The 24691-nt window shown below is 67.5% G+C and carries 23 protein-coding genes and 1 pseudogene; 9 read left to right on the forward strand and 15 right to left on the reverse strand.

The features are described 5' to 3' along the window. Positions 1 to 3 precede the first annotated feature (3 nt). Positions 4 to 174 carry a hypothetical protein gene (locus ACQP2D_RS22175; RefSeq protein WP_433677822.1) on the forward strand — a complete coding sequence of 57 codons (171 nt, stop codon included), beginning with the start codon at positions 4 to 6 and terminating at the stop codon, positions 172 to 174. Here ACQP2D_RS22175 and ACQP2D_RS22180 read toward each other — a convergent pair. The 5 genes and pseudogenes from ACQP2D_RS22180 to ACQP2D_RS22200 all read right to left on the reverse strand — a co-directional run bounded on the left by ACQP2D_RS22180 (position 171) and on the right by ACQP2D_RS22200 (position 5542). Next, a complete protein-coding gene (locus ACQP2D_RS22180) occupies positions 171 to 992 on the reverse strand; it encodes a YceI family protein (protein ID WP_433677823.1) in 822 nt (273 codons plus the stop codon). The two genes, ACQP2D_RS22175 and ACQP2D_RS22180, sit on opposite strands and share 4 nt — an antisense overlap. Continuing rightward, a complete protein-coding gene (locus tag ACQP2D_RS22185) occupies positions 992 to 1975 on the reverse strand; it encodes an MSCRAMM family protein (protein WP_433685736.1) in 984 nt (327 codons plus the stop codon). The genes ACQP2D_RS22180 and ACQP2D_RS22185 overlap by 1 nt, the downstream gene beginning before the upstream one ends. Positions 1976 to 2023: 48 nt before the next feature. Continuing rightward, positions 2024 to 3535 (reverse strand): annotated as a pseudogene (locus ACQP2D_RS22190) (MDR family MFS transporter); the annotation flags it as partial. Positions 3536 to 3572: 37 nt separating this feature from the next. Further along, positions 3573 to 4070: a MarR family winged helix-turn-helix transcriptional regulator gene (locus ACQP2D_RS22195; protein ID WP_433677824.1), complete on the reverse strand. Its 498-nt coding sequence runs from the start codon at positions 4068 to 4070 to the stop codon at positions 3573 to 3575. Between the two features lie 149 nt (positions 4071 to 4219). Further along, positions 4220 to 5542, reverse strand: a complete 1323-nt coding sequence (locus ACQP2D_RS22200; RefSeq protein ID WP_433677825.1) for an amidase family protein — start codon at positions 5540 to 5542, stop codon at positions 4220 to 4222. Between the two features lie 154 nt (positions 5543 to 5696). On the opposite strand from ACQP2D_RS22200, the gene ACQP2D_RS22205 reads away from it, so the two are divergent. Genes ACQP2D_RS22205 through ACQP2D_RS22215 form a run of 3 tightly spaced genes read left to right on the forward strand, consistent with a single transcriptional unit; the run spans position 5697 to position 8318 of the window. Then, positions 5697 to 6338 (forward strand): DUF1989 domain-containing protein, encoded by a 642-nt coding sequence (locus tag ACQP2D_RS22205; protein ID WP_433677826.1) that lies wholly within the window; start codon positions 5697 to 5699, stop codon positions 6336 to 6338. Continuing rightward, positions 6325 to 7452 carry an NADH:flavin oxidoreductase gene (locus ACQP2D_RS22210; RefSeq protein ID WP_433677827.1) on the forward strand — a complete coding sequence of 376 codons (1128 nt, stop codon included), beginning with the start codon at positions 6325 to 6327 and terminating at the stop codon, positions 7450 to 7452. The genes ACQP2D_RS22205 and ACQP2D_RS22210 overlap by 14 nt, the downstream gene beginning before the upstream one ends. Further along, positions 7449 to 8318 (forward strand): polysaccharide deacetylase family protein, encoded by an 870-nt coding sequence (locus ACQP2D_RS22215; RefSeq protein ID WP_433677828.1) that lies wholly within the window; start codon positions 7449 to 7451, stop codon positions 8316 to 8318. Before ACQP2D_RS22210 ends, ACQP2D_RS22215 begins: the two co-directional genes overlap by 4 nt. Before the next feature lie 15 nt (positions 8319 to 8333). On the opposite strand, the gene ACQP2D_RS22220 is transcribed toward ACQP2D_RS22215, so the two are convergent. After that, the gene (locus ACQP2D_RS22220; RefSeq protein ID WP_433677829.1) at positions 8334 to 9932 is read right to left on the reverse strand and encodes a PucR family transcriptional regulator; all 1599 of its coding nucleotides are present in this window, start codon (positions 9930 to 9932) and stop codon (positions 8334 to 8336) included. 105 nt (positions 9933 to 10037) lie between these two features. Here ACQP2D_RS22220 and ACQP2D_RS22225 point away from each other — a divergent pair, with 105 nt between their 5' ends. Next, the gene (locus ACQP2D_RS22225; protein WP_433677830.1) at positions 10038 to 11483 is read left to right on the forward strand and encodes a purine-cytosine permease family protein; all 1446 of its coding nucleotides are present in this window, start codon (positions 10038 to 10040) and stop codon (positions 11481 to 11483) included. Positions 11484 to 11796: 313 nt separating this feature from the next. On the opposite strand, the gene ACQP2D_RS22230 is transcribed toward ACQP2D_RS22225, so the two are convergent. The 3 genes from ACQP2D_RS22230 to ACQP2D_RS22240 are packed head-to-tail and all read right to left on the reverse strand — an operon-like array spanning position 11797 to position 13021. After that, complete coding sequence (locus ACQP2D_RS22230; RefSeq protein WP_433677831.1) at positions 11797 to 12162, reverse strand: antibiotic biosynthesis monooxygenase family protein; 366 nt, start codon at positions 12160 to 12162, stop codon at positions 11797 to 11799. Positions 12163 to 12190: 28 nt separating this feature from the next. Next, positions 12191 to 12586 (reverse strand): pyridoxamine 5'-phosphate oxidase family protein, encoded by a 396-nt coding sequence (locus ACQP2D_RS22235; protein ID WP_433677832.1) that lies wholly within the window; start codon positions 12584 to 12586, stop codon positions 12191 to 12193. 6 nt (positions 12587 to 12592) lie between these two features. Beyond that, entirely contained in the window at positions 12593 to 13021 is a 429-nt protein-coding gene (locus ACQP2D_RS22240; protein ID WP_433677833.1) for an ester cyclase, read from the reverse strand. Positions 13022 to 13133: 112 nt separating this feature from the next. Here ACQP2D_RS22240 and ACQP2D_RS22245 point away from each other — a divergent pair, with 112 nt between their 5' ends. After that, positions 13134 to 13499, forward strand: a complete 366-nt coding sequence (locus tag ACQP2D_RS22245) for a winged helix-turn-helix transcriptional regulator (RefSeq protein ID WP_433677834.1) — start codon at positions 13134 to 13136, stop codon at positions 13497 to 13499. Positions 13500 to 13565: 66 nt separating this feature from the next. Here ACQP2D_RS22245 and ACQP2D_RS22250 read toward each other — a convergent pair whose 3' ends face one another. Together ACQP2D_RS22250 and ACQP2D_RS22255 are read right to left on the reverse strand one after the other, a co-directional pair. Continuing rightward, positions 13566 to 15059, reverse strand: coding sequence for a helix-turn-helix transcriptional regulator (locus tag ACQP2D_RS22250; RefSeq protein WP_433677835.1), 1494 nt, complete (start codon positions 15057 to 15059; stop codon positions 13566 to 13568). Continuing rightward, a complete protein-coding gene (locus ACQP2D_RS22255; protein WP_433677836.1) occupies positions 14950 to 16164 on the reverse strand; it encodes an AAA family ATPase in 1215 nt (404 codons plus the stop codon). Before ACQP2D_RS22255 ends, ACQP2D_RS22250 begins: the two co-directional genes overlap by 110 nt. Before the next feature lie 97 nt (positions 16165 to 16261). Between ACQP2D_RS22255 and ACQP2D_RS22260 the strand changes: the two genes are divergently transcribed. Genes ACQP2D_RS22260 through ACQP2D_RS22270 form a run of 3 tightly spaced genes read left to right on the forward strand, consistent with a single transcriptional unit; the run spans position 16262 to position 19327 of the window. Continuing rightward, positions 16262 to 17599: an MFS transporter gene (locus ACQP2D_RS22260; protein WP_433677837.1), complete on the forward strand. Its 1338-nt coding sequence runs from the start codon at positions 16262 to 16264 to the stop codon at positions 17597 to 17599. Next, positions 17524 to 18861 carry a carotenoid oxygenase family protein gene (locus ACQP2D_RS22265; RefSeq protein ID WP_433677838.1) on the forward strand — a complete coding sequence of 446 codons (1338 nt, stop codon included), beginning with the start codon at positions 17524 to 17526 and terminating at the stop codon, positions 18859 to 18861. Before ACQP2D_RS22260 ends, ACQP2D_RS22265 begins: the two co-directional genes overlap by 76 nt. Positions 18862 to 18889: 28 nt before the next feature. Continuing rightward, positions 18890 to 19327 carry an ester cyclase gene (locus ACQP2D_RS22270; protein ID WP_433677839.1) on the forward strand — a complete coding sequence of 146 codons (438 nt, stop codon included), beginning with the start codon at positions 18890 to 18892 and terminating at the stop codon, positions 19325 to 19327. 227 nt (positions 19328 to 19554) lie between these two features. Here ACQP2D_RS22270 and ACQP2D_RS22275 read toward each other — a convergent pair whose 3' ends face one another. The 4 genes from ACQP2D_RS22275 to lpdA are packed head-to-tail and all read right to left on the reverse strand — an operon-like array spanning position 19555 to position 24588. Continuing rightward, complete coding sequence (locus ACQP2D_RS22275) at positions 19555 to 20901, reverse strand: dihydrolipoamide acetyltransferase family protein (RefSeq protein WP_433677840.1); 1347 nt, start codon at positions 20899 to 20901, stop codon at positions 19555 to 19557. Positions 20902 to 20925: 24 nt separating this feature from the next. Beyond that, complete coding sequence (locus ACQP2D_RS22280) at positions 20926 to 21909, reverse strand: alpha-ketoacid dehydrogenase subunit beta (RefSeq protein ID WP_433677841.1); 984 nt, start codon at positions 21907 to 21909, stop codon at positions 20926 to 20928. A gap of 19 nt (positions 21910 to 21928) precedes the next feature. Continuing rightward, positions 21929 to 23119 carry a pyruvate dehydrogenase (acetyl-transferring) E1 component subunit alpha gene (gene pdhA / locus ACQP2D_RS22285; RefSeq protein ID WP_433677842.1) on the reverse strand — a complete coding sequence of 397 codons (1191 nt, stop codon included), beginning with the start codon at positions 23117 to 23119 and terminating at the stop codon, positions 21929 to 21931. An 11-nt stretch (positions 23120 to 23130) separates the two neighbouring features. Continuing rightward, positions 23131 to 24588, reverse strand: coding sequence for a dihydrolipoyl dehydrogenase (lpdA, locus tag ACQP2D_RS22290; RefSeq protein ID WP_433677843.1), 1458 nt, complete (start codon positions 24586 to 24588; stop codon positions 23131 to 23133). Between the last annotated feature and the right edge of the window lie 103 nt (positions 24589 to 24691).

The raw sequence follows: 24691 nt of genomic DNA on the forward strand, positions 1-24691 counted from the left end.
GTCATGAAATCGGCCGCCCGCGCGACGAGTGCGGGCGGCCGGATCACCGACGCCGCGTCGGCGGAGGAGGTCAACAAGATCGACACGACCGACCGCGTGATCGCATCTTCGTCGCGAACGCGCAATTCGCCCAATGCTCTTCCAGTACAAGATATTTCGGCCGCAGTCACCTAGATTGCGGGTAGCTGCTCGCCGTGTACGACTTCGATATCGAGGTCGAGTTCGACGGTGGTGCCGATGGCGGCCACTCCCGCGCGCACGACGGCGTTGTAATCGATCGCGAAATCGTTGCGGTGCAATAGTGTTTCGGCGTGGAACGCGGCGCGCACACCACCCCACGGATCCGGTCCGAACCCGCCGTAGGTCACGTCGAGATCGACCGAGCGACGCTGCCCGTGCAGGGTCAGCTCACCCGACATCACCCAGGTGTCACCACCGGTACGACGCAGCCCGCTGCCGGTGAAAGCGATCATCGGATAACTGTCGACATCCAAGAACTCCGGCGAACGCAGGTGATCGTCACGCATCGAGTTACCGGTATCGATACCCTCCGCCTTGATCTCCGCGTGCCCCGTGGACCGCTCGAACGGCTCAGCGATATCGAGCCGCCCACTCACCTCCGCGAATCGGGCCTTGACACTCGCAATACCCAGATGACGCGCAGTTGCGATCACCGTCGAATGCACCGGATCGATCGTCCACGGCCCCGGCGGCGGCGACGCCACCGCCCCCACGACCGGCACCAACGCCACCTCACCGAGCACACCCGTCCCCGCCGAAGAGATCTGCACGGTCCGCGCCACCGGCTCGAACCCGACGGCAGTGAGCACGGCGATATGAACACCGGCGGGCAACAGTTCGGTGCCCACCGCCCCGGTCTCGTCGACGACCGCGCGGGAGATCTGGCGCCCCCGCGAATCCGTCACCGTCAACACCGCATCCGGCACCGGCCACCCCTGTGCGGCGCAAACACGACCGGTCAACCCGCTCATCAACGATCCCCAGGCTCGTCGTAACCGAGCCGCACGTCATAGGCGACCTCGCCACCGGACACGGTGACCTGCCCGGTCACCGGCGGATAACCACGAGCGACCACGGTGTACTGCCCTTCGAGCAGATCGGTCACGACATAACAGCCGTTCTCGTCGGTGCGTGCCGTCGCGGTCACCTCACCCTCCGCGTCGAGGACACTGACCAGCACATCCGGCACCGCCCGGCCGCCGTCGGCCCACGCGGACCCGGCAAGCACCGCCATCGCAGCCAACTCGATGTCGTGGCGCAACACACCACTGTCCGGCACCGTCAATGTGGTGGCACTGGGACGCATATGCTCAGCGACCGCGACCAAGGTGTAGACACCCGACACCACACCGTGGCACACGTAAGTGCCGTCGCCGCCGGTGACAGCCGCCCCGACCACCTCACCACGCAAATCGGTCAACATGACCGTCGCACCCGACAGCGGCATACCGTGGCCCGCGGTACGGACCACACCCGACAACTCACCGGAACCCACCAAGGTCAGATCCAGGCGCTGGGGCCGCTGATCGACCGACACATTGACCGCGGTCGGCTGGTGCCCCATCGCCGACACGATCAACACATAACCCCCCGTCTCCGGCGCGGTAATCGCATAACCACCATCAGCAGCACTGTTGGCCCGCGCGACCTGACGGCCACCGTGATCGATCAACGTCAATACCGCACCCGGCACCGGACGACCGTCCTCACGATGGACACGACCCCCCAACGCCCCACCGTCGAAGTCCGACCCGGACAAGCCGGCAGTCGACAGACCGGTCTGCGCAACAACCCGATACACACGGCCGTTCTGTTGTACCGACGCATGCCCCCCGACCGAGGCAGCCGGCACCGGTTCAGGCTCGGACAACACTCGCTCGGCGTCTTCCCAGAGTTGGTTTTCGTCCCCGCTCGACGCCGCGAATTCGGCCAGTTCGGCATCCAGTGCCGCCATGCCGTCCGCGGCGGTCGGATTGTCCTGCGACGCAGACTTTTTCGTGGTCGGGTCGACGGCCGGATCGATGTCGATCGTGCGGCGCAGCGGGCGGTTCGGCAGCAGCGTGGTCGCAATGAGGGCGACGACCGTCGCAGCCGCGGCGATGAGGAAGATCCGGCCGGTCGCATCACCGTAGGAGGCGCGCACGATCGTGGCTATCGGTGTCGGCAAGGCATCGAGATTCAGGTTGCTGCCGCCGGAGGACCCGGTCTGCACACCGAGCCTGGCGAAACCTTCTGCCGACAGCTCGCTCACTCGGGTAGCCAGCACCGAACCGAGGACCGAGACGCCGATCGCGCCGCCGAACGTGCGGAAGAAGGCGACGCTGCTGGACGCCGCGCCGATGTTGTGCACGCTCACCGTGTTCTGCACGGCCAGCACCAGGTTCTGCATCATCATGCCGACGCCGAGCCCGACAATGGCGATGTACATGCCGACCAGCCATAGGTTCGTGGCGTGGTCGATCGTCGAGAGCAGCGTGAATCCGACCACCAGCAGCGCGCCGCCTGCGACGACGAATGGCTTCCACTTGCCGAACCGGGTGATCAGCTGTCCGGAGCCGACCGAGGCGACGAGCATGCCCGCGACCATCGGGATGGTCAGCACACCGGCCACAGTCGGCGAGTATCCGCGTGCGGTCTGGAAATACTGGCCCAGGAAAGTGGTCGCACCGAACATGCCGACTCCGACCGCGATCGAGGCGATGATGGCCAGACCGGTGGTGCGTTCGGTGACGATCGCCAGTGGGATGATCGGCGACTTGGCGCGGGACTCGACCCATACGGTCGCGACCAGCAGCAGCACGCCGATACCGACGTAAAGGGCCGATTCTCTGGAGAGCCAGGCGTAGTAGCCGGCCTTCCCGACGAACGACACCCAAACGAGCAGGACCGATACACCGCCGGTGAGCAGTGTGGCGCCGAGCCAGTCGATCGACACGCCGTCCTTGCGCTCGGTGGGCAGCCGCAAGGTCGCCTGCAACAGCACCAGTGCGATCACGGCCAGGGGCACACACACGAAGAAGCACCAGCGCCAGCCGAGCGGACTGTCGACGATGACGCCGCCGAGGATGGGTCCACCCGACATCGAAACCGCCATCACGGCACCCATATAGCCGGAATACCGTCCGCGTTCGCGCGGCGCGACGATGGAGCCGATGATCGCGACGACGAGCGCGGTCAACCCGCCCATGCCGACACCCTGGATGACGCGTGCCGCCAACAGCATGGGCACGTTGCCCGCGACGCCTGCGATCACCGAACCGACGACGAAGATGACGATGGCCGACTGGACCAACAGCTTCTTGTTGAACAGATCGGCGAACTTGCCCCAGATCGGGGTCGACGCGGCGTTGGCCAGCAGCGCTGTGGTGATGACCCAGGCGTATGCGGTCTGCGACCCCTCCAGGTCTCCGACGATCGTGGGTAGCGCGGTCGACACGATCGTGGTGCTGAGCAGCGCCGTGAACAGCGCTGCCAGCAGCCCGGTCATGGCTTCCAGGACCTGACGATGGGTCATCGCATCTGGATCGCGCCGCGTCCCCGCATCGACTGAATTAGACATCCACTTCCTGACTCTCCGTCGAAACCGGCTCGTTCTCGCCCACCGTGCTGTGGTGCGCGACTGCGGCCAGTGAATTCCTGAGCTTCTGCACAACCATGGCGGCCTGCTCGGCTTCGTCCTCGCTCCAATCGGCGAGAGCAGCCTGCAATCCCCGTGCCCGCGACACTCGGATGCGCCGCAGCAGATCGCGTCCCTGGTCGGTGATTTGGATGAGGGTGGCCCGGCCGTCGCTGGGATCGGCATGGCGGGCAATGTCGCCGGAGCTCACCAGCTCGGCGACATGTCTGCTCAGTGTCGATGGGCTGATGCACAAGTCCACGGCCAGATCCACCTGTCGGCACCGCCCCCTGGCCTCTAGGGAGCCCAGCACGCCGACACCCCCTGGAAGCAGGTGCCCTTCTTCCGGGTGAGAGAGGGCAGCGCGGATCGCCCGGCCCATGAGATAGAGCTCCTTTATCAGGCTCTGAGCCGTATCGGGTGACACTGCCATGTCCACTCCCAGCACGAGATTAGTTGCTTGTGCTACGCAACTATACATAGGTTACTTGCGCTAACCAATTAGCTGGCGGTGTGGCATTGCCCCGCTCGGGTGTTCGACGGAGTGCCACCGTCACCGGTGCGGCGGCGCTCCCGCACTCCTCAGATAGCCGTGGTCGTGACGCGCTGTACCCAGGCCGCACAGTTCAGAAGGGCTACGTCGTCGTCGGACGGTCGGGAAAGGAGGATGCCGGTGCGGGGCCCCGGTCGCACGGCAGGTGCGGGCAAGGTGATGCCGCAACTGCCGAGGTAGCTGAGCACCATCGTGGTGCGCAGGACGGCAGCGTTGGCACTGTCGTACCAATCCGGGTCGGACCGGAGGTCGGCTGCGCTCGGTGGGATGCGGCGCACGGTGGGGCACAGGAGCGTAGCGTCACCGAGGTCCGCGGCGAACTCGGCACGCAAGACAGACATCGCGGCATAAACGGGGCCGATGGAATTACTTGTACGCGTGTTGTTTTCGAGTCTGCGCCGGGTAGCGAGTTCGATGGGCAGCGTCGAGTCGAGCCGGTGGCGATGCAGTCGGAAAGCCTCGGCGCCGACGATCGTTCCGTTGTCGTCCATCAGCTTCTGGGCATTCGACAGCGAAGGCATATGACAGATCCGAACGTCAGCGCCTGCGGCACGGAGTCCGGCGACAGCGCGGTCGAAGTCCTCGGATATCTCGACCGCGACGTCTTCGGACCATTCGCCCGCGGGAACGACGAACCGCGGCGGTAGCTGGCCACGTCCGGACCCGCCGGGGACGAGCACACGGTCGAGAGCGGCGAGGTCTTCGACGGTGGTCGCGAACATGCCGACACTGTCGAGCGTCGCCGACAGCGGCGCGAAGTCATGGGGGCCATATCTGCCCGGGCTGGCGCGGTACCCGACGATGCCACACAGAGCCGCGGGCACGCGCACGGATCCGGAGGTGTCGGTCCCCACCGCCAGCGGAACGATCCCGCGAGCGACCGCGACCGCGGATCCGGAGGACGATCCGCCTGGGATCAGCTCCGGGTCGACGGGATTGCCGGGCGTACCGAAGCAGAGGTTGATCCCGAGTCCCGAGAAGGCGAACTCGCTGAGATTGGTTTTGCCGATGGTGACAAGTCCGCCGTCGTGCACACGACGCACGAGGTGACTGTCTGTGGCGGCGGGTTCATCATGCAGGTGGCTGGCCGAGCCGCAGGTCGTGACGGTGCCTTGGACGTCGAATACGTCCTTCCACACGATGGGGACTCCGTCGAGCCTGCTGCGGCGGGTGCCGCGCAGGGCGCGGCGGTCGCACGCCTCGGCCTGGTAGCGGGCACGGTCGCCGGTGACGGTAATCATCACCGCGGCCGAATCAGGTTGCCGGGCATGGTCGATTGCGGCGGCAACCAGCTGCGCCGACGTGGTCTCGCCGCTCGCGAGGGCCTGCGCCATTGCGGTGGCGGTAGTCATGGGTAGGTACTCCAGATGCTCGGGTCCGGAATGAATAGAGCACACGCTATCGCGCAGGCGTCCGTGCGGGTATGTGTGAACATCTACTCAATGGCCCCAAGAGTGTGTATATATCCATTCTCAGTGGCCGCTGCAGATCTGTTGACTGGGCTGCATGACAGCGTTGAGCTACCCGGAGCCGGTGACCATACCGGCCAGGCAGGCCCGATCGGTGACCTTGCGCAAGGGCGAGCGATTACAGATCACCGACGTCGCCGGCGGCCAAGTGGGCGATGTATTCGCCTACAACATCGATGACATCACCGAACATCACAGCGCCTCGCACACCCGCACCCACATCAGCCGCCTGTTCCCCGAGTTGGGCGAATCCTTCGTGACCAATCGGCGGCGCCCCATCCTCACCTATCTGGCCGACACCTCCCCGGGTCGGCACGACATGTTGATCGCCGCCTGCGATCCGGAACGCTATGCGGCATACGGCGATCCGAATCACGCCAGCTGCGCGGACAATCTGCGGCAAGCGATGGCAGACCTCGGCCACCCGGCGCTGCCGTTCATTCCGCAACCGATCAACGTCTTCATGCGCATCCCCGTCGCCGCGGACGGGGAGCTGTCCTGGCTCGAGGCCGCCACCGCGCCCGGGGATTCGATCACCTTCCGCGCAGACATGGCCTGCATCGTCGTCGTCTCGTCCTGTCCGCAGGACCACAACGTCATCAACGGCGCCGGACCCACTCCACTGGCCTTGACCATCTTGCCCCCGACTACCGAGGAGAACACCGATGACCACCACTGAACTCGAACTGGCCCATCCCGCGCTCGAGCCGTTCGGCCTCGACTCGCTGAAGTTACGCAACCGGTTCGCCGTCGCCCCTATGACACGCATCTCCGCCGAACCCGACGGGACGCCGACCGCCCAGATGGCCGAGTACTACCGCGAGTACGCGGCCGGCGGATTCGGCTTGATCATCACCGAGGGCATCTACCCGGATGCCGCCCACAGCCAGGGCTATTTCGATCAGCCCGGCTTGGTCACCGACAAGCACATCACCGGATGGCGTGCGGTGGTCGACGCCGTGCACAGTGCCGGGGGACCGATCATCGCGCAGTTGATGCACGCCGGAGCCATCTCGCAGGGCAACGCCTATGGCTTCGAGACCATCGGACCGTCGGCCGTTGCGCCGCGCGGGCAGATGATGGCCGACTACGGCGGCGCTGGCGGCGCCTGGAACGCGCCCCGGGAAATGACCGCGCGCGACATCGACGATGTCATCACCGGATACACCATCGCCGCCGAGAACGCCCGGGCGGCGGGTTTCGACGGGATCGAGATTCACGCGGCCAACGGCTATCTGCTCGACCAGTTCCTCACCGACTACACCAATCAGCGCACCGATGATTACGGCGGTCCGGTGCAGAATCGGATCCGCCTGACCGTGCGCGTGCTGCAGGCCGTTCGCGATGCGCTCGGTGATTTCCCCGTCGGTGTGCGACTGTCGCAGACCAAGGTCAACGACTTCGCTTACCGTTGGCCCGGCGCCGACGCCGACGCGCGGGTCGTCTTCGCGGCCCTGTCCGACGCGACCTACCTGCATATCGCCAGTGAGGGTAGGAATTTCATCGAGACCTCGCGTTTCCCGAGCGGCGCGACCATCACGCAGCTGGCTCGTGAGGTGTCCGGCCGCCCGGTCATCGCCAATGGGGGCATGCACGCGCTCCCCCAGGCCGCCGATGTCCTGACCGGCGGGCACGCCGATGTGCTGTCCCTCGGCCAAGGGGCGCTGGCGAATCCGGACCTGCCGCGCCGGGTCGAGACGGGGGCGCCGTTGGCGCCGTTCGACCATGAGATGCTGCATCCCATGGCCACTCTGGACTGTGCCGCGGCATGGCGCGCACGAACCGACAAATGAGCGGACGCGACTGGACCCGCGGCGCCGCCGCCGTGGCGACACTCACCTTCGATGTCGACGCGGAGACGCCCATCCTCGCGGAAGGGCGTCACTACGCCGACCATCCCATGGTGATGTCACACCAGTCCTACGGCCCGGATGTCGGCGTGCCGCGGATCCTCGATCTGCTCGACGAGATGGCCATTGCCGCAACATTCTTCGTGCCGGGCTGGGTGGCGGAGCAGCGTCCGGGCCTGGCCCGTTCGATCGTCGACCGCGGGCACGAGGTCGCGCACCACTCCTACAGTCACCGTGCGCCCACCTCGTTGCCGCCTGGCGCAGAACGCGCGGATTTCGTCCGCGCACTGGATGTTTTCGCCGCACAGGGCATCGACATCGCCGGACATCGTGCGGCGATGTGGAGCGCCAGCCGCGAAACCATCGGCCTGGTCGCCGAATACGGGCTGGCCTACGACTCGTCGCTGATGGGTGACGACCGGCCGTACCTGGTCGACGGCACGCACGCGCCGGTGGTGGAGCTGCCGGTGCACTGGTCGCTCGATGATTGGGAGCAGTACGCGTATCTTCCCGAGCCGCGTATCGGCTCGGTCATCGAATCACCGGTCAAGGTCGAGCGGATGTGGCGCGCCGAACTCGACGGGATGCGGCATTACGGCTGTTTGTTCAATGTGTGCCTGCACCCGTTCCTCACCGGGCGGCCGGGCCGGATGATGGCTCTGCGCAACCTCATCGCGTATGCCCAGGAGTGCGGGGATGTGACCTTCGCGCGCTGTCGCGATGTGGCGGTCTGGGCGCGCGAGGATGTGGCAACTCCGCATCGCCCGCTGCCGAGCTATGACGTGGATCCGGCGGTGTACCCGAACTGATTTCGCGTCGGCCGGTCACCGCACAGCCACGCGCGATGCGGTGCCCGGTCCGACGGTCTCGGCCGCCAAGGCCAGGAAGAGGTCGACGGTGTCCTCGAGCCGATTGACGTTGCGGCCGGTCAACTCGGTGATCCGAGCCATGCGGTTGCGCAGGGTGTTGACGTGCACATGCAAGGCTGCGGCCGTCACACCCCATTGGCCGTCATGGCGCAGGAAGGTTCGCAGAGTGTGTTCGAGTTCGGTGTGCGCGCGAGCGTCGTGCTCGCGGATGATGCCGAGCACCTGATCGGTGAACCGGTGCAGCACTTGTTCGTCGAGCAGGCCCAGCAACATCCGGAAGGTAGCGATATCGGCGAAGGAGGCCGTGTCCCGGCCGTCCTGCCCGCGCAGCACTTGGCAGACTTCTCTGGCACGCACCAGTGGTTCCCGCAATGCGCCTGCGGCGGTAGCGATCTCACCGAGCCCGATGACGATCCGTGCAGCGGGCACTCGCCTACCGACCTCCGCCGAGAGCTCGCGGGCGAAACGCGTCAGCTCCTCCGACGTGTGCTCCCACGGACAGACGGCCACCATGTCCCGGCTTCCCGCCGCGGTGAACACCGGTATGCCGTGCGTGGCGAAGAACGCGCCGACGGCGTCGGCGATATCGTCGGGCGACAGGTCGGGGCTGCCGGACGGGGATACCGGTGCCAGCGCGAACACCCCCAGCGGTTGGTCCGACGGCACCCCGTACGCGCGCAGCCGCTGGCTCACCTCACCGCTGCGCCGCGGCCCGGAGAGGATCATCTCGAGCAGCTCGGCCGCGAAGCGCGCCTCGATGGCATGTACTGCCTGCTGTTTGGTGACCTCCAGGCTCAAGAATCGAGTGGCCTGGTCGAGAGCTTCCCGATCGGCCGCGGCCAGTTCGGTGGCCGGTGCCAGGCAGTACAGCCCGGCGTCGATCTCCCCCATCACGCCCTCGATGAGGTAGAGCGCGGACGGTCCTGACCCCAGCAGATCGACCTCGATCGGCGGTGGCGTGCGGTTGAGCGCCGCGGCGGCGAGGCGGACCTGCTCCCCGGTCGGTTCGCAGCCGATACTGGCCAGGCAGCGCCCCTTGCGATCAACGACCAGCAACGGCAGTTCCGTTTCGCCACGCAGGATTTCGAGCACGCCCGCCGCGCCGCTGCCGCGCGAGAGCGCAGTGGCCAGCGCGTCCCCGCGGCGGATGGTCGCGGTCAGTTCCGCCTGCAGCACCTCGTTCTGGATCCGGGCTGCGGCCCGAGTGAGCGCGGCGAACGGCACCCCGATGCACAGTTCTACCAGTGGCAGACCATGCGAAATGCACAGCGCGGCAAGCTCTTCGGGAAGGACTGGGGTCTGCGCCGTCAACCCGAACACCAGTCCGATGGCACCCGCCCGCGCCACCGCGTCGACGAACCGCTCCGACGAAACGTGCGGCAACCACAGGCCGTTGGTCAGCACCAGCTCGCCGGGCCGGACGTATCGCGACGGGTCGGGTAGTTCCGTGGTGTGCAGCCAGCGGATTTCCGCCGCCAGTCGTTCAGTGAGTTGCGGCGTCATCACCCGCAGCCCCAACGCCGGATCAGCGACAAGTCGCGCAATGGTCAACACCTATAGAAATGTACACAGCAGATGGCTATCGATAGATGAATACACATCCCTCTCTCGCGTCGAGCGGTGCTGTTATGAGATGAATCACTACCGAAAGAGGCAGTCATGTCATCCCCGCAACCGACCGGCACCACAAGCACGGCGACCACAGCCCCGGATATCGGCGACACCGGCGTCCGGTTCGACGCTCACGGTGTACTCCCCATTCCCGACCGGGAGCGGGACTGCTCTTCCTGGGAGCTGTTCTGGATCTGGTGTGGCGCGAATATCGCGCCCATCAACTGGGTGCTCGGCGCACTCGGAATCGCCCTCGGGCTGAGCCTGATCGAAACGCTGATCGTCGTCTCGGTCGGAAATCTCTTCGGCTGTGCGGTATTCGGCCTGTTCAATGTCATCGGCCACCGTACGGCCGTCAATCAGATGGTGCTCGGACGTTCGGCGTTCGGCATCACCGGAGCTGTGCTGCCCGCCCTCGTCCAAGGCCTGCTGACCATGGCGTGGGTGGGGGTGAACACCTGGGTCGTGCTCGATCTCGTGCTCGCCGTGCTCGACCAGATCGGCATCCGGGGCGGCATGGAGCTGAAGGTCGTCGTGGCGGCGATCATCATGGTGGTTCAGCTCGCGCTCGCACTCTACGGGTTCTACGCGATCCGCACGTTCGAGAAGTACACGGTCCCCCTCACCATCGCGGTGATGGTGGTGATGACCGTGGCGGCGCTCGCCCGCACGCACCTGGACTGGACCGCCGCCCCGGCCGCGACGCCCGGCGGGAAGCTCACCGCGATAACGCAACTCGTCACAGCCATCGGTGTCGGCTGGGGCCTCACCTGGATCCCTTACGCGGCGGACTACAGCCGATTCGCTCGGCCGAAGCTGCACACCAGGACCGTGTTCTTCGCATCGTCGGCCGGGATGTATCTGCCCACCGTCTGGCTCGCCGCTCTCGGCGCCTGCCTGGCGAGCGCCGGCGGCAGCGCCGACCCGTCCACTCTCGTGGTCAGCACCTTCGGCACGCTCGCCGTCCCGGTACTGCTGCTGATCATGCACGGCCCGATCGCCACCAACATCCTCAATCTGTACTCGTGCTCGCTGGCCGCGCTGACCATCGGCATCCGTATCGCCCGATGGAAGGTCACTCTGTTCGCCGGTGTGGTGGCATCCGCGGTACTGGCTGTGTTCATCAACTCGACGAGTTTCGCGCATGCCTTCGACAACTGGATGGTGTCGATCCTGATGTGGATCAGCCCGTGGATGTCCATCCTGCTCGTCGATTACTTCCTGGTTCGCCGCCGCATCCTCTCGATCCCGGATCTTTACCGCGACGGCACGACATCGATCTACCGGAAGTTCAATGCGTGCGGCCTGGTCAGCCTCGCCGTCGGACTCCTCGCCGGCTGGTCCTGGCAGTACGGCATGGTCCCCGCCATGCAGGGGCCGATAGCCAAAGCCTTGGGCAACACCGACTTCTCCTGGTTGTCCAGCAGCCTCGTAGCCGGTGGCGTCTACGGCGTCCTTACCGTCCTGGCCTCCACTCGCCGCACCGGCGCGTGAACCGCCGGTCGGATCCCGGTGGCCGATCTAGGTAGTCGGCCGGACGGCGGCCGAGAGAGGGAATCATGGGATTGCCAAGCGAATTCGGCAAGGTCGCCGGCGCGGGCATCGCGGCACTCGCACCGCTCGCGCAACTGGCACTCGACCCGAAGTCCGGCAACGCGAACTGAACCCGATAGCACCGAGCCGCCCGGTCCCGTCCCCGAAAGAGACGTCAGGCCGGGCGGTTCGGGGCGCGGTTGGAGCTGCCTCGCGGCAAGCAGGCGAGCCGTCGGCCGTTCAGCGGAAGCTGGTGCTCAACCACGCCCACGCGTCACGGCCTGTCGCCGGGGCGAACGTCCAGTGCGACCTCGTAGACCCCGGGCCGCGGGGTGACATGTAAATCGGGGTCGTCCATCATTCGCCGCATCGATGCTCGCCATTGCGGATCGGTCCGGGCCTGCTCGAGAGCCTTTCCGCTCACCCATTCGGCGTGCGTAATGAAACGCAGTTCGACATCGGCGACCAACGATCGATACATGCGAGTGCGGATGAAACCCGGTTGCGCCGCCATGGCGGCGGCATTATGTCTCCACAACTCGAGAAAGCGGTCCGCTTCCGCGGCGGGCACGGTGAAGGCATTGATCATCGTCACCGGCTCATTCACGGGCGCTTCCGGTATCGACACGTTCTCACTCACGATTTTTCCGTTCTGTCAATTGTTTATGTCAATTGTTGAGGCTCAGCACGCGATCGACCGTGATCTCGATGACCACCAGCCCATCCGGCATAGGCGGCGGTGACCCGTAGCGTGCGGTGTATCGGCGCACCGCCTCGGCGATACGCGCCGGATTATCGAATACTGCGGCAGGGCCCTCGAGCGTGATCCAGCGGAAACCCGCGACCTGGCAGATCGTCGCGCGGCTGTCCGGATCCGCGACGATATTTCGAGTCTTGCGGCGTGCGGCGATCGTCATGACGCGGACCAAGCCCGCCGACGCGTCCCAGGTGAAGCGCACGGGCACCACGTGGGCCGTCCGATCCGGACGCAATGTAGTGAGCGTGGCCACATGATCTTCCGCCAAAAAACGCTCGGACGGTTCCGCCAAGAGTAAAGGAGTCATGACGCCTCACGCCTGTGGAACGAGGCCGAGCTGCTGCATGATCTCGAGCGCATTGAGTTGGTTCCAATGCTCGTGAACCTTCCCGTCGCGGAAACGGAAGAAGTGGAAGTCGGACAGGCTGATCCGTTGACCCGTGGGCGGAACACCCATGAATTCCGCGGTGTGCGTCCCCGCGGCGAGCACCCGCGCGGCCACCAGATCACCCTCGCCGACGATCAGATCCAATTCCGCCTCGAAATCCGTCAGACCACTGCGCGCGATGAGCGCCATACGCTTGAACCCCGCACGGCCCGGAACCTCGGAAAAGAATTCCGCATGCTGTGCCGAATGATCGACGAAATCCTCGGTGAGCAGCTCGTCGACCACGTCGACGCGTCCTTGTTCGAAAACCTCGTGCACAAGCCTGCGAATGACATTCTTGTGTGCATCCTGCACGTTTTTACCTCCTGCGAATCTCCTTATCCGACGCTAGCAACGGATCACCCCGGGTCGTCAACGCACTAAAAGGTGCGCGAATACCGGAGGGATATGGCGTTAGCATGAATCGATGGACGACCGCACCGCTTTTGCTCCCGAAGCCGAAACCTGCCCGATCGAGCTGGCCATCCGAACCATCGGCGGGCAGTGGCGCATGCTGGTGCTGCGCTCGCTGTTGATGCAGGGCGCCCAGCGGTACAACTCCCTACTCGGGACGGTTGCCGGAATCAGCTCGAAGGAGTTGACGCGGAACCTGCGCAGACTGGAGGACGCCGGATTGGTCGTGCGCGAATCCAGGCGTCAGGCGGCATCGGAGGTCGACGTCTACACCGTCACCCAACTCGGCTCCAGCCTGCTTCCCGCCTTCAGCAGCCTCGGCGCATTCGGAGTCCAGCTCGCGCAGGCCCGCTCCACCGGCACGGCCACTCGCCGATAACGGAGCCGGCGACGACCGCTGCCGCCTGGCTGATCGAACCCTGGCATGCCGGCCCAACGGGACCGATCAACGGATGTCGCGCAGTTGCCGGCGGGAGGTGATGCCGAGCTTGCGGAAGATGTTGCGGAGGTGGGCTTCCACGGTGCGTGGGCTGAGGAACAGGGTGGCCGCGATCTCCTTGGATGTGGCGCCGTCGGCGGCCAGGCGCGCGATGTGCACTTCCTGCATGGTCAGCGCGTCGGATGCCTGCGCGGTGCGGCGGCGGGCGTGTTCGCCGGTGGCGCGGAGCTCACCCGCGGCCCGGGTGGCGAAGGCCTCCGCGCCGAAGTCGGACAGCAACTCGTGGGCGTGGCGCAATTCGGTCCGGGCGTCGCGGCGGCGTCCCTTGCGGCGCAACCACTCGCCGTACACCAGGTGGGCGCGACCGGACCAGATCCGCATCGGGCAGGAATCCAGCAGCGCGACGGCCTCCCGGTGGGCGTCTTCGTCCTCGTACACCATGGCTCGCGCCCAGGCTTCGACGCCTTGTCCCCACGACTGCTCGCCAGCGCGTTCGGTCAGTGCCGCGAGCGCGGACCGGGCCACCGCCGACTCGCCACAGCGCACCGCCGCCTCTACCAGTTCCGGCAGCGCTTGGCCGGCCAGGCCGAGATCGCCTGTCGCGACAGCCTTTTCGGCGGCCCGCAGCGCGGTGGGATAGTCGGCGAGGCCGTTGTGCAGGACGGCGGTGGCGTACTGCACGCTGAGGGTCAGATGCGGTCCCACCGCGGCGAACAGCACCTGGGCCTCGGCGCGGCGGCCGCGCAGCGCGGCCAGGTGGATGCGCGGGTAGACCAGTGGAGCGGCGGAGGTGGCCTCCGCGATGGCCTCCTCCTCGGAGATCAGCTCCTGGGCCGCGCCGAAATCGCCGGCGTGCACGGCGACGGTCGCGAGCATGGCCAGCCCGATCCGCAGCGTGTGCAGCGAACCCGAACTGCGGCCGCAGGCGGCGATCCGCGAGGCGATAGCACGCATCGCGTCGGGATCCCACAGTTCGAGGGCGAGCAGATAACCGAGTGTGGGCCAACGACTCCAGACCTCGTCGCGATGGTTCGAAACGAGCGGGCGCAGCAGCTTCGCCGCGGCCGCGTGCCCCTCGGTGGGCAAGGCCGCCATGCCGTCGAGGACGATATCGACACTGCCGGGCCGCGCCGGGGCGCGCGGCGCGGTCGCCGCGGCCGCGATCACGCTGTCGAGGCCGCCGGTCAGCACGGCCGTCTCGATCGCGTCCACATAGCAGGCGCGGGCACGATCCGGTTCGCGCACAGCCAATTTCGCTGCGGCGCGGAGCAGGTGGACGGTGGGATGGTCGTCACCCCGGTAGCGAGCGAAGGAGATTCGGCCACGTAGCAGGTCGATGCGGGGATCGTCGGAGGCGAGGGTCGACAGCAGCTCGTCGGCGGCCTCGAAATCACCCGCGGACAGTTTGGCTTCGACCGCCGCCAGCACCCGTTCGGCCCGCAGCGCCGGATCGAATGTCAGTGCGGCCGACCGTTCCAGGAAGGCCGCCGCGGCCGCCACCCCGCCGCGGGCCTGCGCGCGCCGCCGAACGGGCCAGGGCGGCGGCCACCTCTTCGTCGGGGCCGACGCTGGCCTGGGCGCGATGCCAGGCCACGCGGTCCGGATCGGCGACCGGATCGCTCACCCGCGCGAGTGCACCATGCGCACGCCGCCGCTCGCGATCGGTCGCGGCCCGGTAGACCGCGGAGCGAGCCAGGGGATGTACGAAGCGGATCCGGGTGCCGACTTCGACCAGTGGCACCTCGTCGTCGGCGGTCGTCTCGATGCCGAGCAGCGCCGCCGCCCGCCATAGCAGGGATGGATCGCCGACGGGTTCGGCGGCGGCGACGGTCAGCAGCAACCGGACCCGGTCGGGCAGCGCCTCCAGGCGGGCGCGATAGCTCCGTTCCGCGGCCGCCGGGGCGAGCAGATCGAAATCTCCAGTGAGACCGGCCAATTCGGTGGTTGTCGGCAGTTCCAACAGGGCCAGCGGGTTGCCACGCGCCTCGGCCAGAATGCGGTCGCGCACCCGATCGTCCAGCGGAGCGCGCAGCGTGCGAGCCAGCAGGGCACGGGCGGCGGTATCGCCGAGCCGCGGTATCGCCAACTGCGGCAACAGATTCAGAGCACCCGCATCGTCGCGCGCGGCGAAGATCATCGCCACCCGTTCGGCATCCACGCGCCGGGCCACGAAGGCCAGTGCATGGGCAGAGGCGCGGTCCAGCCACTGCGCGTCGTCGACGAGACACAGCACCGGCCCGTCGTATTCGAGCAGCAGCCCGAGCGTCGCCGCACCGACCAGGAATGGGTCGGGAGTTCCGACGTCCATACCGAACGCGATGCGCAACGCCTTGCCCTGCGCGGGCGGCAGCCTGTCCAGCTGCGCCAGGGCCGCCGCGCACAGCTGATGCAGCGCCGAATACGGCAGTTCCGTCTCGAATTCGGCGCCGCAGGCCCGCATGATCACGAAATCGGCCGCCGCATCCGCGAGGTCGGCCAGCAAGGCGCTCTTGCCGATGCCCGGCTCGCCGTGCATCAGCAGGGCACCGCCGCGCGACCGCCTCGCCTGTTCCAGAAATGCACGCAGCCGCGCCGTCTCATCCCGACGCCCGATCAACGAATCCATACACGGTGCATCATGCCGGACGAATCGGCCCGCGGCACGACAGAGTAGGTAGGAATCACCGACGCGAGCGAGCCGCGATGCCCGCCAAGCTGGCGGCATGAGAACACGATGGCTGCCGCTGGCGGTGCTGGCTACCGCGCAGTTCCTCGTGGTGCTCAGCACCTCCATCGTGAACGTCTCCCTGCCGCAGATCCGCAGCGGTCTGGGCACCTCGGCGACCGGCCTGTCGTGGGTGGTCAACGCCTATGTGCTGGTGTTCGGAGCGCTGTTGCTGCCGGGCGGGCGATTCGGCGACGCCTACGGTCTGCGCCGCGTATTCCTCGTCGGCGCGAGCATTTTCGCGGCTTCCGCGGCGGCCGCGGCGATCGCGCCCGATACCGCCGCCCTGATCGCGGCCCGATCGGTGCAGGGGCTCGGCGCGGCGCTCATGGCGCCGACGGCGCTGGCCCTGGTACTCACGCTGTACCGCGATTCCCGGGACAGTGGTGTGGCGTTGGGGGTTTGGGGTGCGGTATCCGGTGCGGGCGGCGCCGTGGGTGTATTGCTGGGTGGACTGCTCACCGATCGCTTCGGCTGGCGGTCGGTCTTCTTCGTGGTCGTTCCCGTCGCGCTGGCCGTGCTGCTGGCGGCGTGGCGGTTGGTCGAGCCGAGGCCCGCGGTCGGTGGGCGACCGGACGTTCCGAGCGCGGTCACCGCCACCGGCGGGCTCGTCGCCCTCACCTACGGGCTGTCGGGCCATTGGACGGCGCTGGCCGCGGGACTGATCCTGCTGGCGGCCTTCGCCTTTCGGCAGCGGCGCGTGGCCGACCCGCTGCTGCCGCCGCGGATGGCGCCGGTCGCGTGGCCCAACGTCGCGATGGCGCTGCTCGGTGCCGTCTGGCTGGGATTGTTCTACTACCTGCCGCTGTATCAGCAGCACACCCTCGGCTACACGCCGTTACGCGCCGGGCTGACCCAACTTCCGCTGGCGCTGATGATCACCGTCTCCTCCTGGGTGGCGGGCCGGCTTCCGGGCCGCGCCACACTGCCGGTCGGTCTGCTCATGCTCGCAACCGGTCTGGCCTGGCTGGCCCGGACGCCGTCCGCCGCAAGCTTTCTCATCGATCTGCTCGGTCCGACCCTGCTCATCGGGGCCGGAATGGGCGTGGCCTTCGTCCGGATCACCGCGTCGGCCTCCGCCGGAGTTCCGGCCACCGACAGCGGGCTGGCGGGCGGCCTGGTGAATGCGAGCCGCCAACTGGGCGGCGCCACCGGCCTGTCCTTCCTGACCGCCCTGCCCACCTTCGGCGCGGTCTTCCTGACCTGTGCCGCCATCACTGTGCTCACCCTCATCACTGTCACCGGAAAGGCGATATCGATATGGCACAACCACCCAGGCCCTATGTCACCGGGCACTACGCACCGACCCCCGACGAGCTCACCGCATTCGAGCTGACCGTCCACGGAACACTGCCCGACGACCTGGACGGCCGTTACTTCCGCAACGGTCACAATCCCAAACCGGGTGTGACACCGACCCATTGGTTCCGCGGAGCGGGGATGCTGCACGGCATCCGGCTGTCCGGCGGGCGCGCGGAGTGGTACCGCAACCGGTGGGTGAAGACGCCCTATCTGGACGGAGTTCCGTTCACGGGCACCGAACTCGAGGTCAGCGCGGCCGCGACCAACATCATCTTCCACGGCGGACGTTATCTGGCCCTGCAGGAGGCCAATCTGCCCTGGGAAGTCACCGGCGAACTGGACACGGTCGGCGTCTACGACTTCGGCGGGAAGCTGACCAGTTCGATGACCGCGCATCCCAAGGTGGATCCGTTCACGGGAGAGCTGCACTTCTTCTCCTACAGCCCGTTCCCGCCCTATCTGATCTACTACATCGCGGACGCGTCCGGCGAGATCATCCGGGCGACCACGATCGACGGCGCAGGGCCCTCGCTCATGCACGATTTCGCGATCACCCGTGAGCATGCCGTATTCCTGCATTCCCCGGTCGTCTTCGATCCCGCCGAGCACTCCGGAATCCCCTACCGCTGGCACGACGACGCGCCGTTCCGGATCGGTGTGCTGCCCAGGCACGGCTCGGGACAGATCAGCTGGTTCGACATCGACAGCCCGGCGGCCATCCTGCACGTCGCCAACTCCTATGTCGACGACCGAGGGCGCGTCGTGCTCGAATGCCCCCGCTTCGACCGCTCGGCCTGGGAAACCTCCTGGAAATGGTGGATCGCCGCCCCGGGCTACCCCGACACCCCCGGCGTCGGCACCACGTTCCACCGCTGGATTCTCGACCCCGCCACCGGCACCGCGACCGAGGAGGCGCTGGACGATCTGGTCGTCGAATTCCCCGCCATCAACGACGATCTGACCGGAGCACCGAATCGCTACAGCTACGCGGTCGCTTTCCCGGGAAACGGACTGACCGGCTATCACACGGTCAAATTCGACACCCGGACCGGCGAGCGACAGTTGTTCGCGCACGGACCGGCACGGATGCCCGGCGAGGCCGTCTTCGCGCCCGCCGCCGGGGCGACCCGTGAGGACGACGGCTATCTGCTCACCATCGTCAGCGATATCGAGGCCGACGCGTCCCAGCTGCTCATCCTCGACGCCTCGGATCTGTCCGAGCCGATCGCCGCCGTCGATCTCCCGCAGCGAGTGCCCGCCGGCATCCACGGGCACTGGATCCCGGCCCAGAACTGAACCCACCACTCGACCAAGGATTTTCGTCATGGAATCGACAACCGACACCACTGTCGGGCAGCTGCTCTCCGGATGGCTCACCACCTGGAACGGCGACTACAGCCCAGCCGAGGACATCATCGCCCCCGACTTCACCGTGCACGCCGCGCTGCTCGACGGTGGTGACGGCAGTGCGGTGCGAGGTCCGCAGGGATTGGTCGGGTGGATCGCGCAGACCCGAGCCGCCTTCTCCGAGTTGGTGTTTCAGGTGGAGGTGGGTCCGATCGTGGACGGTGACCACTGCGCGGTCCGGTGGATCGCCACCGGAACCTACAGCGGCGGGTTTCCCGGTGCGACGGCAACGGCAGGCGCCGCGATCCGTTTCACGGGCACCGACGTGCTGCGCGTCGAGGACGGCAAATTCGCCGAGTACTGGATCAACTCCGATATCCACGTGCTGCTGGCCCAGCTCGGCGTCCCTGCCTGAACTACGGGCTGGACGTGCACCTGGTCTGCGACAACCTCGCCAGCCACTCTGACGTTCACCGGCCCCGGCGCGTTGTAGCTCTCTTCGGTCGCTTCGCACGTTGGTGCGCTGAATTCGGGGCGAGACACCGGATCTCTGCCCAAACCGACCAGGTCCATGTCGTTGCTCATCCGGTCCGCTTCAACCGCCCGTCAAGGGGTCCGGGGGTGTGCCCAGACCCCTCACCCCTACGCGACGATCAGCAGGGGGTGTTCCACCAGGTCCTTCAGCTGCGCTAGGAACTGGGCGGCAACGGCCCCGTCGATGGCACGGTGATCGGCGGACATGGTGACGCGCAGGATCTTCCTGCTCACCACATGACCGTCCGCCAGCCGCAGTTCGTCGGTGGCCGCGCCCACCGCGAGGATGGCGGACTCCGGCGGGTTGATCACGGCGGTGAAGTGCTCGATGCCGAACATGCCCAGGTTGGAGATGGTGAAGGTCGCGCCGCTCATCTCGTCGGCCTTCAGTTTGCGGTCGCGGGCGCGCTCGGCCTTGTCGCGGGTCTCCGCGGCGACGGCGGACACGGTCTTGCGATCGGCGTCGCGGATGACCGGAACCAGCAGGCCCGCCGGGGTCGCGACCGCGACGCCGATGTGTACGCCGTGGTGTTGGTAGAGCTTGTCTCCGGCGAAGGAGACGTTGACCGTCGGGTTCGCCCGCAGTGCGATGGCGACGGCCTTGACCAGCAGATCGTTCACGCTGACCTTGGCCGAGCCGGTCTTGGCCAGCGTCGAGTTGATCTCGGCGCGGAAGGCGAACAGATCGGTCACGTCGATGGCGCTGGTGAGGTAGATGTGCGGCGCCTGCTGCTTGCTCTCGGTGAGCCGGGTGGCGGACACCCGCTGGATGCCGGTCAGCGGGATCTCGTCGTAGTCGCCCGAAGCCGGTGCGGCATACGAGGCTTGGGCCGCCGGGGGTGGCGGAGTTGCTGCGGGAGCGGCGGGTTCGCCTGCGGCATGGGCGGATTCGACATCGTGGCGGGTCACGCGCCCGCCGGGGCCGGTGCCGGTCACGGTGGCGATGTCGATGCCGAGCTCGCGGGCGATCTTGCGGGCGAGCGGCGACGACTTCTTGCGCTCATCGGAACCGGCCGCCGCCGGGGCAGCGGCAAGCGCGGAAGTCAATGGCGCACTGCGGTTACCATCCGCTGCAGCGCCGTTCGCCGTGGCGGGCTGGTCAGCCGGAGCGGCCGACTGAGCGGCCGGTGCGGGGGCGGCGGGCTGGGCGGCCGATGCGGCGGTGGCGGGCTGGGCGGCCGATGCGGCGGTGGCGGGCTGGGTGGCCGGGGCAGCGCCGCTGCCGTCGCCGACGATGGCGATCGGCTCGCCGATCGGCACCCGCGCGCCCGCCTCGGCGAGGATCTGCTCGAGCACGCCGTCGTCGTAGGCCTCGAGCTCCATGAGCGCCTTGTCGGTCTCGATCTCGGCGAGGACCTCACCGCGGGTGACCTTGTCGCCGACCTGCTTGAGCCAGGCCGAGATGACCCCGTCCTCCATGGTGTCGGAGAGCCGGGGCATGGTGATTTCGGGCACGTTCTTATCCTCCGGTTTCCGGTCTCAGCGCCGCTTGCCCACGGCCGCAAGGGTTTCCAGCGCGGCGGTGTAGAGCGAGTCGGGCGATGGCAGGGCGAGCTTCTCCAGCGGCTTGGCATAGGGCAGCGGCACCTCGGCCATGGCCACGCGGCGCACCGGCGCGTCGAGGTAGTCGAAGGCGCCGTCGGAGATGGATGCCGCCACCTCCGCGCCGATGCCGTAGGTGAGCCAGTCGTCCTCACCGATGACCGCGCAGCCGGTCTTCTTGACCGAGGCCACGATGGTGTCGCGGTCCAGGGGCCGCAGGCTGCGCAGGTCCACGACCTCCGCGGAAATACCCTCGGCGGCCAGCTTTTCGGCGACCTGGGTGCAGACCGTCGCCATGCGGGAGTAGCCGATCAGGGTGATGTCGCTGCCTTCGCGGGTGACCGCGGCCTTGCCGATCTCAGCGGCCGGAAGATCCTGCGGCACTTCGCCCTTGGTGTTGTAGAGCGAGAGGTTCTCCAAGAACAGCACCGGATCATCGTCGTCGATGGCAGCCTTGAGCAGCGCCCGCGCATCGGCCGGGGTGCTCGGGGCGACCACCTTGAGGCCGGGCACGAACGCGTAGTACAGCTCGATGTTCTGCGAATGCGTCGCGCCCAGCTGCTGGCCCCCGCCGCCCGGGGTGCGGATGACCATGGGCACGCTGGTCTGCCCGCCGAACATGCCGTAGATCTTGGCGGCGTGGTTGACGATCTGGTCCAGCGCCAGCAGCGAGAAGTTGATCGTCATGATCTCCACGACCGGGCGCAGGCCCAGCATGGCTGCGCCGATGGCCGCGCCGACGAATCCCTCTTCGGCGATCGGGGTGTCGCGTACCCGCTTCTCGCCGAATTCGGCGAGCAGGCCGGCGGTGATCTTGTAGGAGCCTTCGAAGACGCCGATTTCTTCCCCGATGAGGAAGATGTCGTCGTCGCGCCGCATCTCCTCGCGCAGGGTTTCGCGCAGCGCTTCGCGATAGGTCATGACAGCCACGGTGATGTCCTTAGTGGGTGAACAGCGGATCGGCGGGCAGGCGGCGGGAGTCGCCGGCCACCGGGGTCGCATAGTTGTAGTCGAACAGGCTCGACGGCTCGGGATGCGGACTGGCGTCGGCGAATTCGACGGCGGCAACCACCTCGGCGGCGACCTCCTGCTCGATGGCGGCGGCCGAGTCCTCTGTCAGCACACCGGCGTTCAGCAGGGCAGCCCGCCATAACACGACCGGGTCCTTCTCGCGGGCGACCGAAACCGCCTCACTGGTACGGTATTTCGCCGGGTCGACCACGGAGTGGCCCTTGAGGCGGTAGCTGACCGCCTCCAACAGTGCGGGCTTGCCCTCGCGCCGCGCGGTCTCGATGAGCTCGCTCGCGACATCGCGCACGGCGAGCACATCGGTGCCGTCCACGCGCTCACCACGCATGCGGTAGGAGGACGCGCGCTTCCACAGATCCGGTTCGGCGGAAGACTTTTCGACAGTGGTGCCCATGCCGGTCTGGTTGTTGATCACCAGGAACACGATCGGCAGGTTCCACAGGGCCGCGATATTCAGCGACTCGTGGAACGCGCCGATATTCGTGGTGCCCTCGCCCATCTGGCACACAACCACGTCGTCGCCGCCGCGGTAGTCGATGGCCAGCGCCGCGCCGACCGCCAGCGGAAGCTGGCCGCCCACAATGGCGTAACCGCCGAGCAGGCGGGTGGCGGTGTCGTACATGTGCATGGAACCGCCCCAGCCCTTGGAGGTGCCGGTGGAGCGGCCGTACAGCTCGGCCATGACGCGTCCGGGCTCGATGCCCTTGGCGAGTGCGTAGCCGTGCTCGCGGTAGTTGGTGAACAGGTAGTCGGTGGGGCGCATGGCCGCGCCCATGCCGATCACCGTGGCCTCCTCCCCCAGATTGAGGTGGCAGTAGCCGCCGATCTTGGCCTGCTGGTAGGCCTGCGCGGTGCGTTCCTCGAAGCGGCGCACGAACAGCATGTCGCGGTACAGACCGCGCAGGGCGCCGGGATCCTCCGTGGCGATACGGGATTGGACCGGGCCGGTCACGGCAGCGGCGATCGAGTCGGCCGCGGATACGGCCACACCCGGGTCGATCGCGGCGGCCTCGGGTGGGGCGGTCTCCGCGGTGGTCGGGTGGCCGTCGGCGGGTCGGCTCGCCTTGCGGGACGGCTTGCGTGGTGCGGTGCTGGTGGTCACGAGGGGTCTCCTCAACGCTTCCTGGGTGGCGCGATGTGTACCGGCAGGCCGAGCCCGGTCAGGGCCGCCTCCATGCCGATCTCGCCGAGGGTGGGGTGGGCGTGGATGGTGTCTGCGAGTTCCTCGAGGGTGGCCTCGAGCGAAATCGCCAGGGTGCCTTCGGCGATCAGGTCGCTGGCCGACGCGCCGATGATGTGCACGCCGAGCACTTCCTGATGCCGCGCGCCGGCGACGATCTTCACGAAGCCCTCGGTCTCGCCGAAGGTCTTGGCGCGGCCGAGCGCGGCGAACGGGAACTTGGCGGTGATCACATCGTGGCCGGCGGCGCGGGCGGCGTCCTCGGTGCGGCCGACGCTGGCGATCTCCGGATGGGTGAAGGTCGCGGCCGGGATCACGGCGTAGTCGATGTGGGCGTCGTAACCAGCGATGACGTCGGCCGCGGTCAGGCCCTGATGCGAGGCGACGTGCGCGAGCAGCGCCTTGCCGGTGACATCGCCGATGGCGTAGACATGCTCCACGCCGGTGCGCAGCTGCTCGTCGACCGGGATGAAACCCCGTGCGTCCGTGGCGATTCCGGCCACATCCAGGCCGAGCTCGGCGGTATTGGGGCGACGTCCGACTCCGACCAGCACCACATCGGCGTCGATCTCCCGAGCCTTCGGTCCGCCCACGCCGACGCGCAGCGCGCCCTGCGCCTGCGCGATGCCGGTGACGGTCGAACCGGTCAGCACGCTGATGCCGCGCTTGCCGAAAGAGCGGCCAAGCGCGACGCCGATCTCCTTGTCCTCCAGCGGAACCAGGCGATCCTGCATCTCCACCACCGTGACCTCGCTGCCGAAGGTGGCGAACAGGCTCGCCCACTCCGCGCCCACCGCGCTGCCGCCGATGACCACCAGCCGCTCGGGCACCTCGGTCAGCCCGAACGCGCCGTCGGAGGTGATGACACCGGGCAGGTCGGCGCCCGGCACGGGCAACAGCGCCGGCACCGAACCGGTCGCAATGATCACATCGGTCGCGCTGACGGTGCGCACGGCGGTGGCCGTCGGCGCGGCGGCATAGCGCGGCCCGCCAGGGAAGACGGGCGACTGGCCCGCCTCGAACACCTCGACGGCGGTCGGGCCGGTGAACCGGGCATGGCCTTCGATGAGGGTCACACCGTTGGCCTTCAGCAGACCGCCGACGCCGTCGGTGAGTTCCTTGACGATGCCGTCCTTGCGCTGCCGTACAGCGGCGAAGTCGAAGCGGACATTATCGGCGTGGATACCGAAATCCGCGGCGTCCTTGATGGTCTGGAAGACCTCGGCCGACCGCAGCATCGCCTTGGTGGGAATGCAGCCCCAGTTCAGGCAGACGCCGCCCGGGCGCTCCTTCTCCACTAATCCGACGCGCAGTCCGCGCTGGGCCGCACGGATGGCCGCGACGTACCCGCCGGGACCGCCGCCGACCACCAGAAGATCGAAATCCGGCACTCGTGGTGCTCCTCATCCTCGAACGAAGCCGACCCCACCTCGGGTTGCGGTGTGGGTCGTTCACCCGAGTGTTCTGGCTGTGAGAAGCACAAGCAATGACCTC

It is taken from the genome of Nocardia sp. CA-119907 (genome assembly GCF_050955995.1).
Taxonomy (GTDB): domain Bacteria; phylum Actinomycetota; class Actinomycetes; order Mycobacteriales; family Mycobacteriaceae; genus Nocardia.

What these genes read in the sequence shown, in the direction of transcription:
- ACQP2D_RS22280 (WP_433677841.1), bottom strand. Translation starts at nt 21,909, where the DNA reads ATGACCTATCGCGAAGCGCTGCGCGAAACCCTGCGCGAGGAGATGCGG.
- ACQP2D_RS22260 (WP_433677837.1), top strand. Translation starts at nt 16,262, where the DNA reads ATGAGAACACGATGGCTGCCGCTGGCGGTGCTGGCTACCGCGCAGTTC.
- ACQP2D_RS22225 (WP_433677830.1), top strand. Translation starts at nt 10,038, where the DNA reads ATGTCATCCCCGCAACCGACCGGCACCACAAGCACGGCGACCACAGCC.
- ACQP2D_RS22210 (WP_433677827.1), top strand. Translation starts at nt 6,325, where the DNA reads ATGACCACCACTGAACTCGAACTGGCCCATCCCGCGCTCGAGCCGTTC.
- ACQP2D_RS22200 (WP_433677825.1), bottom strand. Translation starts at nt 5,542, where the DNA reads ATGACTACCGCCACCGCAATGGCGCAGGCCCTCGCGAGCGGCGAGACC.
- ACQP2D_RS22185 (WP_433685736.1), bottom strand. Translation starts at nt 1,975, where the DNA reads ATGGCGGCACTGGATGCCGAACTGGCCGAATTCGCGGCGTCGAGCGGG.
- ACQP2D_RS22195 (WP_433677824.1), bottom strand. Translation starts at nt 4,070, where the DNA reads ATGGCAGTGTCACCCGATACGGCTCAGAGCCTGATAAAGGAGCTCTAT.
- ACQP2D_RS22205 (WP_433677826.1), top strand. Translation starts at nt 5,697, where the DNA reads ATGACAGCGTTGAGCTACCCGGAGCCGGTGACCATACCGGCCAGGCAG.
- ACQP2D_RS22265 (WP_433677838.1), top strand. Translation starts at nt 17,524, where the DNA reads ATGGCACAACCACCCAGGCCCTATGTCACCGGGCACTACGCACCGACC.
- ACQP2D_RS22180 (WP_433677823.1), bottom strand. Translation starts at nt 992, where the DNA reads ATGAGCGGGTTGACCGGTCGTGTTTGCGCCGCACAGGGGTGGCCGGTG.
- ACQP2D_RS22245 (WP_433677834.1), top strand. Translation starts at nt 13,134, where the DNA reads ATGGACGACCGCACCGCTTTTGCTCCCGAAGCCGAAACCTGCCCGATC.
- ACQP2D_RS22215 (WP_433677828.1), top strand. Translation starts at nt 7,449, where the DNA reads ATGAGCGGACGCGACTGGACCCGCGGCGCCGCCGCCGTGGCGACACTC.
- ACQP2D_RS22235 (WP_433677832.1), bottom strand. Translation starts at nt 12,586, where the DNA reads ATGACTCCTTTACTCTTGGCGGAACCGTCCGAGCGTTTTTTGGCGGAA.
- ACQP2D_RS22255 (WP_433677836.1), bottom strand. Translation starts at nt 16,164, where the DNA reads ATGGATTCGTTGATCGGGCGTCGGGATGAGACGGCGCGGCTGCGTGCA.
- ACQP2D_RS22175 (WP_433677822.1), top strand. Translation starts at nt 4, where the DNA reads ATGAAATCGGCCGCCCGCGCGACGAGTGCGGGCGGCCGGATCACCGAC.
- ACQP2D_RS22270 (WP_433677839.1), top strand. Translation starts at nt 18,890, where the DNA reads ATGGAATCGACAACCGACACCACTGTCGGGCAGCTGCTCTCCGGATGG.